Origin of the sequence: Streptomyces sp. cmx-18-6, assembly GCF_046548915.1 — a bacterium.
Lineage (GTDB): Bacteria > Actinomycetota > Actinomycetes > Streptomycetales > Streptomycetaceae > Streptomyces.
The window spans coordinates 66,653-79,983 of sequence record NZ_JAEBEP010000010.1 but is presented as its reverse complement, the minus strand read 5'-3'; the positions used below and the strand labels follow the sequence as shown (position 1 = coordinate 79,983).

Below are 13,331 nucleotides of genomic sequence, written 5' to 3'. Positions count from 1 at the left end.
TCCGCCCCCGTGTCCCGCACGTCCTTTGTCGCCCCCGTCCCGTCCGCCCGCCACCCGGGCGGCGGCGGGTCGGCCGCTCAGGAGCCCCGCGGTCACGGCGCGATCGGACGGAGCTTCCCCCTGGTCGCCGTCGCCCGGGGCCCGTCGCCCGCGGGCGCACGGCGCAGGGCGAGCGCCGCGACGTCGTCGCGCCTGACGCCTCCGGTGAAGTCCGCCAGATCGTGCTGGAGCGCGTCCAGCAGCTCGCGCGGGCCGTGCCCGGCCCAGCGGCCGAGCCGCTCGTCCAGCGCGTAGAAGGCACGGGCGGCGTCGCGGGCCTCGGTCACCCCGTCGGTGACGACCAGGAGGGTCGCGTCCGGCGGGAAGCCGAACGACTCCGCGGCACGCGTCTCACGGCTGAGGCCGGCGAGGCCGAGCGGGACATAGGTCCGGGCGAGCGGGACGGCCGAGGACCGGCCCTCGTGCAGCAGCCGCGGCGGCAGATGGCCGCAGTTCACGGCCTGTACGCGGTCCGACTCGTCGTCGAACCCGAGGACCAGCGCCGTCACGAAGCGTTCCGCCTCGCCGGTCTGGGCGGAGAAGGCGTTGTGCCGGACGACGGCGTCCTCCAGGGCGTCCACCACCCCGGTGAGCGTCGGCTCGCGGACCGCCGCCTCGCGGAAGGCGGCTATCGCGGCGAACCCGGCCCCTATGGCGGCGAGCCCCTTGCCCTGGACGTCCCCGATGATCACCCGGGTCCCGTGGGGCGACTCCACGACCTCGTAGATGTCGCCCCCGACGAAGCGGTCCTCCTCCATCGGCTCGTAGAGGCCGTACGCGAGGACCTGGCCGGTGACGACGGGCAGGGGGCGCAGGATCTGCCGCTGGAGGGCGACGGTGGCGGAGCGGAGGCGGGCCATCTCGGTGGCGTGCCGGATCCGGGCGGCGCAGGCGGCGACCCCGAGGGCACAGGCCAGCACGGTGAATCCGATGCCGAACACGAAGTCCCAGAAGGTCCCGTCCCCGCCGAGCCCGGAGCCGACGACGACCGAGGTGATCCACACCGCCACCCAGACCGTCTGCCGCAGGGTGCAGAAGACGGAGGCCAGGGCCGGGACGACCACGAGCAGCGGCACGACGCGCAGGTCGTCGCCCGTGGCCACGTCGAGGAGGACGATCAGCACGCTCAGCAGGGCCAGCCCGCCGGCCAGCGGCCAGCTCCCGATCCGGCCGGCGGAGGCCGCCGCGCCCGGGTCCGTGCCGGGCAGGACCGGCGTCCGCTTCCGTGCCGTGCGCCGCTTCCTCATGGCCACGGCCTCTCCTCCCGTTCGTTCCTCGACGCCGCCCGCAGATCGGAACGGTCCCTTCCAGTTGACCGGATCCAAGGCCCTCCCGCACGGGGGCGTAGGGCCCACGGCAGGTGCCGAAGGTCCCGGGCGGGGCTCAGCGCCCGGAGCCTTCGGCCGCCGCCGGGACCAGGGCGGAGAGGAACTCCGTACGGCGGCGGAGCCGGAAGCCGAGCGATTCGTAGAGCCGGATCGCCCCGGTGTTGGCGGCGGAGGCGTGCAGGAACGGGGTCTCGCCGCGCTCGCGGATCCCGTACGCGACCGCGAGGACCAGGCGGCTCGCGAGCCCCTGTCCCCGTACGGTCTCGTCGGTGCACACTCCGCTGATCTCGGTCCAGCCCGGCGGGTGCAGCCGCTCCCCCGCCATCGCGACCAGGGCCCCGTCCCGGCGGATGCCCAGGTAGGCGCCGAGTTCGACGGTGCGGGGCAGGAAGGGGCCGGGGCGGGTGCGCTCCACGAGGTCCAGCATCTCCGGGACGTCCGCCGGGCCCAGCCGTACGGCCTCCGGGGCGGGCTCCGGGACCGCCGACTCGTCGACGAGCTGGACGCCGTCCGCCCGGAAGACGATCTCCCAGTCCTCCGGCGGCGACTCCCGGAGCGCGGTCAGGGTGACGGTCCCGCCCGGCCCGGCGAGCGCCGCGACATCGGCCCAGTCCTGTGCGTCCGGTGCGTCGGGGAGGGCCAGCCAGGGGGTGACGTCGACGGGGTAGCGCAGGATCCGCCCGCGCCGCTCGGCGAAGTGGGCGTGCGGGCCCGTGAGCGAGGAGCGCGCGGGGTTGTCCAGCGGGTGGGACGACCCGGGCAGGGGGTGCGGTACGGCGGACTGCGCATGCGGTGCGGAGGACTGCGGCGAGGGGCTCCCGGGGCGGGACCCGGGGCGCTGCGCCTCTCCGAGGGTCGGGGCGGCGGAGTCGGAGGCGGTCACCGGCCCACCTCCGCCGGGGCGGCTTCGCGGGCGGGGCCACGGCCACGGCCACGGCCCACCGTACGCAGGGACCCGCGCGCCCCCGCACCCCGTGCCGGAACGAGCGGCGCGCCCATCCCCACCCCCGCGCCCGGCCCGTCGATCCCGGCGACAGGCCCGTCGGTCCCCGCGAACGGCGCGTCCGTCCCCGCGAACGGCCCCTCGATCCGGGCGATCGGATCGGGCCGTTCGGCGGCGACCCGGGGCACGTCTCCCCAGCCGTCCTCGACGTCTTCCCAGCAGTCCTCGAACGCGTGCGCCTTGCGCATGTTCTCCCTCGTTCCGGTCCATCGCGCGGTTCCTCCCGGCGGACACCCCGGTGCCCTGGCGCCGCGCGCCCGCCAGCGGCGAAAAGCCGAAGCGCGCAGGGCGTATTCCGGGGCGGGGAACTGTTCACGAGGCCGCAATCAAGCGGGCCGCCCGCCCGGCTCCGAGGAGCGGGGCGCCCAGACGCGGGCGCACGCCCCGCCCCGGCGCACGCCCGCGTGCCCGGGCGATGAATTCGACCCATCCATAGGCCAATACGCGCCGGTGCGGTCCCAACGGCCGTCCGGCTGTGGCAGTCTGGTGACGACCGCCCCACCGGGCTCCCCCGTACCGGTGGGGCGGTTCCGCGCTCCCCGCGATCCGGCCCCGTGCCGTGACACCGCCTCAGGGCCGGACTCCGCCCGTTTCCGGTCGACTCGCACAGCGCAACCAGATCGCATGCGGCTCGCGTGCATGAGGACCGAACTCCCGGGAAGGCGAGTAGACCTGACGGGCCTACGACCATGGGAGGGTGACCAGATGACGGCGCACACCACGCGGACGACCGGTACGGAGCAGCGGACGGGCGCCACGGAGGACCTCCCGTGGATCGAGGACGCCGGCAAGGTCGCCCCGATGGACGCGCGTCGGCTCTCGCGGCTCTTCTTCGACCGCCTCCAGGTCCTGGAGGAGGGCACGCACGAGTACCAGTACGCGCGCAACACCCTCATCGAGATGAACCTCTCGCTGGTGCGGTTCGCCGCCAACCGCTTCCGCAACCGGGGCAGCGGCGACATGGAGGACATCGTCCAGGTCGGCACGATCGGGCTGATCAAGGCGATCGACCGCTTCGACCTCTCCCGCGAGGTCGAGTTCACCTCCTTCGCCGTGCCGTACATCGTCGGGGAGATCAAGCGGTTCTTCCGGGACACCAGTTGGGCCGTGCACGTGCCCCGGCGGCTTCAGGAGCTGCGGGTCGACATCGCCAAGGCGAAGGAGGCCCTGGCGGGCGACCTCGACCGTGACCCCACGGTCCAGGAGCTGGCCGAGCACCTGGGGATGGACGAGGCGGAGATCACCGAAGGGATCGTCGCCTCCAACGGCTATACGGCGGGCTCCCTCGACATGCCGACCGACTCCACCGAAACGGGCCCCCAGAACACCGGCGGGCGGACCTTCGCCGACGTGCTGGGCGAGCCGGATCCCGCGATGGAGACGGTGGAGAATCTGCACACCCTGGCACCGCTGCTGGGCGAACTGGACGAGCGGGAGCGCCGGATCATCGACATGCGGTTCGGCCAGGAGATGACGCAGGCCCAGATCGGCGCGGAGCTCGGGATCTCCCAGATGCACGTGTCCCGGCTGCTGAGCCGCATGCTGGGCAAGCTGCGCAGCGGGATGCTCGTCCAGGAGTGACACACGCGTCGCGGCACGGCGGCGACGCGAAGGGCCGGCCCCGGGGATCCGAACCCGGGGCCGGCCCTTCGCGTTGCCGCCGTATTGCAGGTTCGTGGCCAAGCGGGCGACACGCTTCCGGGCCGGTCCGCCGCGTCCTACGGTCCGTAGTCAGCCCGTCGCCACCCGGGCTTCCGCCGACCGGCGGACGTACGCCGTACGGCGACTGAACCACGTGCGAGGAAACACATGAGCCAGCCCCTCGACTCCGTCACCGCAGGCCACACCCCCGAGGACGTGAACCGGGAGGACCCCGGAGCGGCCTGGTCGTTCGAGACCAAGCAGATCCACTCCGGAGCCGTCCCCGATCCGACGACGGGCGCCCGCGCGGTGCCGATCTACCAGACGTCGTCCTTCGTCTTCCGCGACACCCAGCACGCCGCCGACGTGTTCTCCCTCGCCGAGCCCGGCAACATCTACACCCGCATCCACAACCCCACGCAGGACGTCCTGGAGCAGCGCATCGCCGCGCTGGAGGGCGGGGTCGCCGCCGTGGCGCTCGCCTCGGGGCAGGCGGCCGAGACCCTGGCGCTCCTGACGCTGGCCGGGGCGGGCGACCACATCGTCTCCTCGCCCTCGCTCTACGGCGGCACCTACAACCTCTTCAAGCACACGCTGCCCCGGTTCGGCATCGAGGTGACGTTCGTCGAGGACCCCGAGGACCTGGATGCCTGGCAGGCCGCGGTCCGGCCCAACACGAAGGCGTTCTTCGCCGAGACGCTGGGCAATCCGCGCGGCGACGTGCTGGACATCCGGGCGGTGGCCGACACCGCGCACGCCGCCGGGCTGCCGCTGATCGTGGACAACACGGTGCCGACGCCCTTCCTGCTGCGGCCGATCGAGCACGGCGCGGACATCGTCGTCCACTCCGCGACCAAGTTCCTCGGCGGGCACGGCACCACCATCGGCGGCGTCGTCGTGGACGCCGGAACCTTCGACTTCGGCGCGCACGCCGAGCGCTTCCCCGACTTCCACCAGCCCGACGCGAGCTACCACGGGCTGCGCTACTGGCCGGACCTGGGCCCGGGCGCCTTCGCGATCAAGCTCCGCGTCCAGCTGCTGCGCGACCTGGGCCCCGCGCTCTCCCCGCACTCGGCGTTCCTGCTGCTCCAGGGCGTGGAGACGCTGAGCCTGCGGCTGGAGCGGCACACCTCCAACGCCCTGGAGCTCGCCCGCTGGCTGGAACAGCGCGACGAGGTGGAGACCGTGCACTACGCGGGCCTGCCGTCGAACCGCTGGTACGAGGCGGCGCAGCGTTATCTGCCGCGCGGCGCGGGAGCGGTGCTGGCCTTCGAACTGAAGGGCGGGGCCGAGGCGGGCAAGCAGTTCGTGGACGCGGTCGAGCTGTTCAGCCACCTCGCCAACATCGGGGACGTACGAAGCCTGATCATCCACCCGGCCTCCACCACCCACAGCCAGCTGACCGAGGAGCAGCTCGTCGCCACCGGCGCCACGCCCGGGCTGGTGCGGCTCTCGGTCGGCCTGGAGAACGTGGACGACCTCAAGGCCGACCTGGAGGCGGGGTTCCGGGCCGCGAAGGCGGCGTCCTGAACCGTGGGACGGCCGTGCCCGCCGCACTTCCCCTCCCTCCGGCTTCCGGTGGCCGGAGGGAGGGGGACCCGCCCGGTCGTCGCCGCTGGGCGGCGATCGAGGACCCGCTGCTCCTGGAGTCCGGCGCCCGGCTGCTGGGGGTTCGCCTGGCGTACGAGACCTGGGGGCAGCGGGCGGCGGACGGTTCCAACGCCGTGCTGGTCCTGCACGCGCTGACGGGCGACAGCCATGTGTCGGGACCCGCGGGTCCCGGCCACCCCACCCCCGGCTGGTGGGACGCGCTCGTCGGACCGGGCCGGGCGCTCGACACCGACCGGTGGTTCGTCGTCGCCCCGAACGTGCTGGGCGGCTGCCAGGGCAGTACGGGCCCCTCTTCCCCGGGGTCCGACGGCGCGCCCTGGGGCTCCCGCTTCCCGTATCTGACGGTACGGGACCAGGTGGCGGCCGAGGCGGCGCTCGCCGACGCGCTGGGCGTCGACCGGTGGGCGGCCGTCGTCGGCGGGTCCATGGGCGGGATGCGGGCCCTGGAGTGGGCGGTGAGCAGGCCCGAGCGCACCGGTTCGCTGCTGGTGCTCGCCGCCCCGGCCGCCGCCTCCGCCGAGCAGATCGCCTGGGGTTCGGTGCAGATCGGCGCGATCCGCTCGGACCCGGGGTGGCGGGGCGGCGACTACCACGGCGCGCCGCCGGGCGGCGGTCCGCACCGGGGCCTCGGCCAGGCGCGGCGCGTCGCCCACATCACGTACCGCAGCGAGCCCGAGCTCGGCTCCCGGTTCGGCGGCGAGCCGCAGCCGGGCGAGGAGCCGGGGCGCGGCGGGCGCTACCGCGTGGAGTCCTATCTCGACCACCACGCGGACAAGCTGGTGCGCCGGTTCGACGCGGGCAGCTATGTGACGCTGACCGAGGCGATGAACGGGCACGACGTCGGCCGGGGCCGGGGCGGGATCGCCCGGGCGCTGCGGCGGGCGGAGATGCCCGCGCTGGTCGTGGGCGTCGACTCGGACCGGCTGTATCCGCCATCCCAGCAGGAGGAGTTGGCGGCACTGCTGCCGGGCGCCGACGCCCTGCGGCTCGTCACCTCCCCTTACGGACATGACGGCTTCCTGATCGAAACCGGCCAGGTGGGTCGTCTGGTCAGGGAGTTGCTCCCGCCCGCTCCCACCCCCCTCCCCTCCCCCGTACTCAGCAAGGAGTCTCCATGAGCCCGGTACCCCCAGCGCCGTCCGAGGACGCCTACGACCGGATACGGCTGCGGCAGTGGTCGGCCGGCCGGGCGCGCTCGGCCGGGATCGACCGCCGCGATCTGCTGAGGCTTCTCGCGGCGGCCTCGGCCGCCGCACCGCTGGCGTCCGTCGCCGCCCCGGCACAGGCGGCGGCCACCTCGGGCAGCCCGGCGGCCACCGGTCTGCCCGGTGTGGTCAAGCCGCTGCCCCCGGAGCTGTTCACGCTGCGCGGCACCAACGCCGAGACGAACTTCGCCGCCCTCAGGGGCACCGGGCTGCTCACCCCCGCCGACCGGTTCTTCGTCCGCAACCACACCGCGACCCCGAGCGTCGACCGGGACGCCTGGAAGCTGACAGTCTGGGGCGACGGGCTCAAGGGCGGCCCGGTGGACTTCGGTTACGCCGATCTGCGGAGGCTGCCCTCGGTGAGGCGTACCGCGTTCGTGGAGTGCGCGGGCAACGGCCGCAGCTTCTTCGCCTCGCAGCAGGGGCAGGCGGCCAGCGGCACCGCGTGGACGCTCGGGGCGATCGGTACGGCCCGCTGGCGCGGGGTGCGGCTGGGGGACGTGCTGCGGCGGGCCGGGATCGGCCGGCACGCGGTGGACGTGCTGCCGCGCGGGCTGGACGCGGAGGTCGTCACGGACGGCGTGAACCTGGGGCGGGTGCGCCGGCCGCTGCCGGTGGCGAAGGCGCTGGACGACGTACTGCTCGCGTACGAGATGAACGGCGAGCCGCTGCCGCCCGACCACGGGTATCCGGTCCGGGTGATCGCGCCGTCGTGGGTGGGCATCGCCAACATCAAGTGGCTCGGGGACATCGAGGTGAGCGCCGAGCCACTGCTCACGCCGTGGAACACGGGCCTCTACCGGCTGTTCGGCCCCGGCCATCCGCCGGAGGGGAGCGCGCCGCTGACCCGGCAGACGCTGAAGAGCGCCTTCGAGCTGGCTCCGGGGGCCGTGTTCCCCGCCCATCGCCGTACGCTGCTGACCGGCCGCTCCTGGTCGGGCGGCGCGCCGGTCAAGTCGGTGGAGGTCAGCACGGACGGAGGCCGCCGGTGGCGGTCGGCCCGGCTGCACGACGTGCCCCGGGCCGGGAGCTGGGTGCGGTGGTCGGTGGACTGGGCGCCGGTGCACAAGGGCGCGACGGAGCTGCTGGCCCGGGCCACGGACCGGTCGGGGCGTACGCAGCCGAAGGCGACGGCGCACAACACGCAGGGGTATCTGTTCGACGCGGTGGTGCGGCACCCGGTGACGGTCAGCTGAGGCCCCGGTCCGGCCGGGCCCCCGCCAGTACGGCGGTGTGCACGGCGCGGGCGATGCGCGCGCCCCAGGTGGAGCGGGGTCCGGCGAAGGGTTCGCCGCCGGGCCGCGGCCCCGCCCCCACCGCCCCAGACCTCGACTCCGGCCCGGACTCCGGCCCCGATTCCGGCTCCGGTTCCGGGGCGGCGACGCACACGGCGTCCGTGGGGGTGCCCGAGCAGTCGAGTCCGGCGTCCAGGAGGGCCTGGACCTTGGCCTCGGTGGCGGTGGCGACGGCGTTGACGAGGGCGGCGTCGGAGAGCGCGACGGGGACCGTGACGACGATGTTGACCGTGCCGGGCCGGTGCGGGGTGCGGGGCCGGTCGGTCTCGGGGGCCGCGGCCCAGCCCCGTACACCGAGCCCCGCGGTGACGGTCGCGGTCACGCCGCCGTCGTGCCCGGTCGTGTACGCGGCGACGTCCGCCGCCGTCATCAACCCGGCGCCCGGGCCGGTGAGCCCTTCGGCGGCGGCGATCTCGGCGAGGTGGCGGTCCGGGTCGAGCCGGGGGTAGCCGCCGGGGACCTGGGCGTTGAGGATCCAGGCGCGGGGGCCGATGCCGCCGCCGAGGACCGCGCTGCTGCACACCCGCACGCCGGGGCCCAGCCGCCACACGAGGTGGTGGAGGCGGTGGCCGTCCTCGTGCCGGTCGCGCAGTTCGCCGCGCTGGGCGGGCAGGTGGACGCGTACGGAACGGATGGCGCACCCCTGTGCGGTCGGCGGGACCGGCGGTGGCCCGTCGTTCCGGGGCCGCCGTGCTCCGCCGCATCCTATGCGGGCCCGCCCCCGCTCACTCGATTGGCCTAACCGGTCCCTGGGCCGCTCAGCGCCGTCGTACGGGGCCCCGCAGGGACGCCGGGTCTCCGGGGCCCTCCCGGCCGGGTGGCCGGGAGGTTGCAGCGGCCCACGGCATGAGGCGCGATGGAAGCCGGACGCGCCTCATCCGTGGAGCGAACCACAGGGCGTGCCCGAGCGAGGAGGAATCGGTTATGGGAGCCGCTGACGGTTTCACGGATTCCGGAGAGCTCGACGGTCTGACCGTGTACGACAACGAGGGCGAGAAGGTCGGCAGTGTGGGCCGGGTGTACGTCGACGACGACACCGGCAAGCCCGACTGGGTCACGGTCAAGACCGGCATGTTCGGCATGAAGGAGAGCTTCGTACCGCTCGCCGGAGCCCGTCGAGTGGGCTCCGACCTGCATGTCGCGCACTCCAAGGACACGGTCAAGGAGGCGCCCCGTGTCGACGCGGACGCGCACCTCTCCGTGGCCGAGGAGGAAGAGCTCTACCGGCATTACGGCCTGACCAGGAAGACCGGCAACCTCGGTGACAAGCGCACCGGAGCCGACGCCCCGACCGCCGCCGGTACCGGCGCGATGGGCGCGGCCGGAGCGGGTGCCGCCGGAGCGGGTGCGGCGGGCGCGGCCCGTGGCACGGGCGCCGCGCCGAACGCCAAGGCGACCGGTCGTACGACCACGGGCGCGGCGGCGGGCGGCACGGGCAGGCACCGTGACACGGACGCCTCCACGACGGCCCGCCCGCTGGCGGGCGCGGGAGCCGCGCGCTCCGCCGACCTGAGCGGCAAGGAGGAGCTGATCCGCTCCGAGGAACAGCTCCACGTCGGCACGGAGGAGTACGAGAGCGGAACGGCCCGTCTGCACAAGTACGTGGTGACGGAGAACGTCTCCCGTACGGTGCCCGTCTCCCACGAGGAGGTGCGGGTGGTCCGCGAGCCGTTGCAGCCCGGTGAGAAGACGGCCGGGACCACGGACATCGGCGAGCAGGACGTGGAGGTCACCCTGCACGCGGAGCGCGCGACCGTCCGCAAGGAGTCCGTGCCGGTGGAGCGGGTCCGTCTGGAGACGAACCGGGTCACCGAGCAGAAGGAAGTCTCCGCCGAGGTCCGCAAGGAGAAGATCGACTACGCGGACGGCAAGGACATGGGCACCGGCAAGGACGCCGGTGGCGAGTTCGGCCAGGGACGCCGCCGCTGACGGCGCATCCCCTTCCGGCGGCCGGAAGGCCGCTCCCATGTCCTCGGCCTCCGGGCGGGCCCGTGCGAACGGGTCCGCCCGGCGGGCTGTCCGGGACCGGCCGCTCGCCCGTTCCTCAGCGGCGCGGCGGAAACCGTACGCTCTGGCGGCGCGGCAGGAACCGTACGCTCTAGCGGCGCGGCAGGAACCGTACAGACGGACGTCCGTCCGGCCCGTCCGGGGTGACGACCGCCCGGACCCCGTAGACGTCCTCGATGAGCTCCTCGGTGATGACCTCGGCCGGGGTGCCGTCCGCGATGACCCGGCCCGCTTTCATCACGGTGATCCGGTCGCAGAACATCGCCGCCAGGTTGAGGTCGTGCAGGGCGATGACGCTGGTGAGGGGCAGTGCGGCGACCAGGGCGAGCAGGTCCAGCTGGTGCTGGATGTCCAGGTGGTTGGTCGGCTCGTCCAGGAGGAGTTCGCGGGGCTGCTGGGCCAGGGCGCGGGCGATCTGGACGCGCTGGCGCTCACCCCCGGACAGGGTGTGCCAGGACTGCGCGGCCCGGTCGGTGAGGCCGGTGCGCCGCAGGGCGTCGGCGACGGCGTCCTCGTCGGCGCGGTCGGGGGCGGACCAGGCGCGGCGGTGCGGGATGCGGCCGAGGCGTACGACGTCCAGGACGCTGAGGTCGACCTGGGTGACGGCGTGCTGGTCGACCACGGCGATCCGGCGGGCCACGGTGCGGCGGCCGAGGCCGGCGAGGGGGTCGCCGTCCAGGGTGACGACGCCGGTGTCCGGGGCGAGCAGGCCCGCGAGGATCCGCAGCAGGGTGGACTTGCCGGACCCGTTGGGGCCGAGCAGGCCGACCGTGGAGCCGGGCGGCGGGGTGATGGCGACCCCGTCGAGGATCAGTCGGCCGCCCGCCTCGCGGCCGACCCGCTCGGCGCGCAGGCCGCCGTTCTCGATGAGGCTCATGGCGTGCTCCGGGTGCGGTACAGGACGGCGACGAACGCGGGCACGCCGATCAGCGCCGTGACGACTCCGACCGGCACCTCCTGCGGGTCCAGGACCGTGCGGGCGAGGGTGTCGACCCAGACCAGGAAGATCGCCCCGGCCAGCGCGGTGACCGGCAGCAGGCGGCGGTGCCCGGAGCCGGTGAGCGCGCGGGCGGCGTGCGGGAGCACCAGGCCGACGAAGCCGATCGCTCCGGCCGAGCTGACGAGGGCGGCGGTCAGCAGGGCGGTGGTGCACAGCAGCACGATCCGGGTGCGGGCGACGTTCACGCCGAGCGCCGCCGCGGCGTCCTGCCCGAAGGCGAAGGCGTCGAGCGTACGGGCAGACCACCAGGCAGACGGCGAGGACGGCGGTGCACAGGGCCACCTCGCTCCAGCCGACCCCGCTGAGCGAGCCGAGCAGCCAGAACAGCACTCCGCGGGTCTGCTCGGCGTCCGCGGAGGTCATCACGACGAAGGAGGTCAGGGCGGAGAACAGCTGCATCGCGGCGACGCCGGACAGCACCACCCGGTCGGTGGTGGAGCCGAGGGTGTGGCTGAGCAGCAGGACCAGGGCGAACGAGCAGATGGCCCCGACGAACGCCCCGGCCGACAGCGACACCGCTCCCCCGCCGACGCCGAGGACGACGACCACGACCGCCCCGGTGGAGGCCCCGGAGGAGACGCCGAGGACGAAGGGGTCCGCGAGCGGGTTGCGCAGCAGGGACTGCATCACCGTGCCGCACACCGCGAGCCCGGCCCCGCACACGGCGGCGAGCAGGGTGCGGGGCATGCGCAGGTTCCAGATGATGCCGTCGCGGATCGGGCTCAACTCCGTACCGCCGAGGCCCAGATGGGAGGCGACGGCGGACCAGACGTCGGGGACGGAGATCCGGGCGGGCCCGATGGTGACGGCGACCGCGACGGAGAGCAGCAGGAGCAGGAGTCCGCCGGTCCAGAGCAGCACCGCGAGCGGGCCGCCGCTCCACACCGGGCCGGACGGCGTCCGCGGCGAGGAAGCCTTCAGCTCCACGGGCTCCTTCACCGCCCGGCCTTCCCGCTCCACCGCCCGGCTGCCCCCCTCGACGGCCTGGCCTTCCCCCGTCATCCCCCGGCTTCCCTGCTTCACGGCCCGGCCTTCCCCCGTCACTGCCCGGCCTTCCGCCGTCACGGCCCGGCCTTCCCCCTCCACCGCCCGGTCGCCGCCGCTCACCCCGCGAGCCTGAAGTCGCGCAGCCCGGCGGCGACGCGCTCCAGTCCCTCGACCGTCCGGATGGTGGGGTTCATCGCCTGGCCGCTGAGCAGCACGTAGCGGCGGTTCTTGACGGCGTCCATGGTCTTGGTGACCGGGTTGGACTCCAGGAACTCGATCTTCTTCTCGGCGCTCTCGGCGGTCTGCATCGTGCGGCTCAGATCGCCGATGACCAGGACGTCGGGGTTGCGGTCGGCGACGGTCTCCCAGCTGATCTGGGGCCATTCGTCGTGGGTGTCGTCGAAGACGTTCTTCGCGCCGAGCTCGCGGGTGATGACGCCGGGAGCGCCGCAGCAGCCCGCGAGGTAGGGGGCCTTGGAGTCGGAGAACCAGTAGAGGAGCGAGGCGTCGGACGCGTCGATCCCCTCGGTGGCCTTCTCCACCCGCGCCTGGAGCCTGCCCACCAGCGCGTCGCCGCGCTCGGGGACGCCGAACACCTGGGCCAGTTCGCGGACCTCGGTGTAGACGCTGTCCATGGTGAGGGGCGCGGTACGGGCTCCGTCGCCGCCGCCGCTGTTGTCCTTGCCGACGCAGTCGGCGGGCGAGACGTAGGTGGGGACGCCGAGCTTCTCGAACTGTTCGCGGGGTGCGACGCCGCCCTTGGCGAGGGTGGAGGCGAAGGAGGCGCTGAGGAAGTCCGGCTCCTTGTCGAGGACCTTCTCCGACGAGGGGCGGTTGTCCGAGATGCGCTCGACGCTCTCGTTGGCCTTCTCCAGGCCCTTCATGACCGGGTCGCTCCAGGTCGCCGTGCCCGCGAGCCGGTCGGCGAGGCCGAGCGAGAGCAGGATCTCGGTCGATCCCTGGTCAACGGAGACGGCCCGCTGGGGCGGGGCCTTCACGGTGACGGTGCGCCCGCAGTTCTTCAGGGTGACCGGGAAGCCGGCCGCCTTGTCGCCGCCCTCGGCGGACGAGGTGGCGGCCCCGCCACCGCAGGCGGTGAGCAGGACGAGCCCGGCCGCGAGCAGGGCGGCGGTGCGTATCGGGGCGGGGGTGGCCGTGGGCAGCACGAAGGACCTCGGTGTCTCTGGGCCCAGCCGCGGAGCCCGTCGTACGGTT

General features: G+C 74.2%; 11 protein-coding genes and 1 pseudogene. 5 read left to right on the top strand and 7 right to left on the bottom strand.

Features of this window, described 5'->3' with window-relative positions:
- Positions 1 to 92 precede the first annotated feature (92 nt).
- From ACLJPL_RS23230 to ACLJPL_RS23220, 3 genes are all read right to left on the bottom strand, one after another.
- On the bottom strand, positions 93 to 1,292 hold the full coding sequence (locus ACLJPL_RS23230; protein ID WP_411082831.1) for a PP2C family protein-serine/threonine phosphatase: 1,200 nt from the start codon (positions 1,290 to 1,292) through the stop codon (positions 93 to 95).
- A 130-nt stretch (positions 1,293 to 1,422) separates the two neighbouring features.
- Complete coding sequence (locus tag ACLJPL_RS23225) at positions 1,423 to 2,130, bottom strand: GNAT family N-acetyltransferase (RefSeq protein ID WP_411083016.1); 708 nt, start codon at positions 2,128 to 2,130, stop codon at positions 1,423 to 1,425.
- Positions 2,131 to 2,246: 116 nt separating this feature from the next.
- Entirely contained in the window at positions 2,247 to 2,558 is a 312-nt protein-coding gene (locus tag ACLJPL_RS23220; protein ID WP_411082830.1) for a hypothetical protein, read from the bottom strand.
- A gap of 517 nt (positions 2,559 to 3,075) precedes the next feature.
- On the opposite strand from ACLJPL_RS23220, the gene ACLJPL_RS23215 reads away from it, so the two are divergent.
- The 4 genes from ACLJPL_RS23215 (at position 3,076) to ACLJPL_RS23200 (ending at position 8,023) form a co-directional block, all read left to right on the top strand.
- The gene (locus ACLJPL_RS23215) at positions 3,076 to 3,951 is read left to right on the top strand and encodes an RNA polymerase sigma factor SigF (protein ID WP_411082829.1); all 876 of its coding nucleotides are present in this window, start codon (positions 3,076 to 3,078) and stop codon (positions 3,949 to 3,951) included.
- Between the two features lie 228 nt (positions 3,952 to 4,179).
- Entirely contained in the window at positions 4,180 to 5,541 is a 1,362-nt protein-coding gene (locus tag ACLJPL_RS23210; protein ID WP_411082828.1) for a bifunctional o-acetylhomoserine/o-acetylserine sulfhydrylase, read from the top strand.
- Between the two features lie 14 nt (positions 5,542 to 5,555).
- Complete coding sequence (locus ACLJPL_RS23205) at positions 5,556 to 6,740, top strand: homoserine O-acetyltransferase (protein ID WP_411082827.1); 1,185 nt, start codon at positions 5,556 to 5,558, stop codon at positions 6,738 to 6,740.
- Entirely contained in the window at positions 6,737 to 8,023 is a 1,287-nt protein-coding gene (locus tag ACLJPL_RS23200; RefSeq protein ID WP_411082826.1) for a sulfite oxidase, read from the top strand. The genes ACLJPL_RS23205 and ACLJPL_RS23200 overlap by 4 nt, the downstream gene beginning before the upstream one ends.
- On the opposite strand, the gene ACLJPL_RS23195 is transcribed toward ACLJPL_RS23200, so the two are convergent.
- Positions 8,016 to 8,831, bottom strand: coding sequence for an adenosylcobinamide amidohydrolase (locus tag ACLJPL_RS23195; protein WP_411083015.1), 816 nt, complete (start codon positions 8,829 to 8,831; stop codon positions 8,016 to 8,018). The genes ACLJPL_RS23200 and ACLJPL_RS23195 overlap by 8 nt on opposite strands.
- Before the next feature lie 215 nt (positions 8,832 to 9,046).
- Here ACLJPL_RS23195 and ACLJPL_RS23190 point away from each other — a divergent pair, with 215 nt between their 5' ends.
- Positions 9,047 to 10,051, top strand: a complete 1,005-nt coding sequence (locus ACLJPL_RS23190) for a PRC and DUF2382 domain-containing protein (protein WP_411082825.1) — start codon at positions 9,047 to 9,049, stop codon at positions 10,049 to 10,051.
- A gap of 169 nt (positions 10,052 to 10,220) precedes the next feature.
- Here ACLJPL_RS23190 and ACLJPL_RS23185 read toward each other — a convergent pair whose 3' ends face one another.
- The 3 genes and pseudogenes from ACLJPL_RS23185 to ACLJPL_RS23175 form a co-directional block, all read right to left on the bottom strand.
- Positions 10,221 to 11,006, bottom strand: a complete 786-nt coding sequence (locus tag ACLJPL_RS23185; RefSeq protein WP_411082824.1) for an ABC transporter ATP-binding protein — start codon at positions 11,004 to 11,006, stop codon at positions 10,221 to 10,223.
- Positions 11,003 to 12,131: pseudogene (locus tag ACLJPL_RS23180) on the bottom strand (FecCD family ABC transporter permease). Before ACLJPL_RS23180 ends, ACLJPL_RS23185 begins: the two are co-directional and overlap by 4 nt.
- Before the next feature lie 101 nt (positions 12,132 to 12,232).
- A complete protein-coding gene (locus ACLJPL_RS23175) occupies positions 12,233 to 13,282 on the bottom strand; it encodes an ABC transporter substrate-binding protein (protein WP_411082823.1) in 1,050 nt (349 codons plus the stop codon).
- Positions 13,283 to 13,331 lie beyond the last annotated feature (49 nt).

Excerpts from the sequence above, each read along its gene's own strand:
- ACLJPL_RS23220 (WP_411082830.1), bottom strand. The coding sequence starts at position 2,558 with ATGCGCAAGGCGCACGCGTTCGAGGACTGCTGGGAAGACGTCGAGGAC.
- ACLJPL_RS23215 (WP_411082829.1), top strand. The coding sequence starts at position 3,076 with ATGACGGCGCACACCACGCGGACGACCGGTACGGAGCAGCGGACGGGC.
- ACLJPL_RS23210 (WP_411082828.1), top strand. The coding sequence starts at position 4,180 with ATGAGCCAGCCCCTCGACTCCGTCACCGCAGGCCACACCCCCGAGGAC.
- ACLJPL_RS23200 (WP_411082826.1), top strand. The coding sequence starts at position 6,737 with ATGAGCCCGGTACCCCCAGCGCCGTCCGAGGACGCCTACGACCGGATA.
- ACLJPL_RS23190 (WP_411082825.1), top strand. The coding sequence starts at position 9,047 with ATGGGAGCCGCTGACGGTTTCACGGATTCCGGAGAGCTCGACGGTCTG.
- ACLJPL_RS23185 (WP_411082824.1), bottom strand. The coding sequence starts at position 11,006 with ATGAGCCTCATCGAGAACGGCGGCCTGCGCGCCGAGCGGGTCGGCCGC.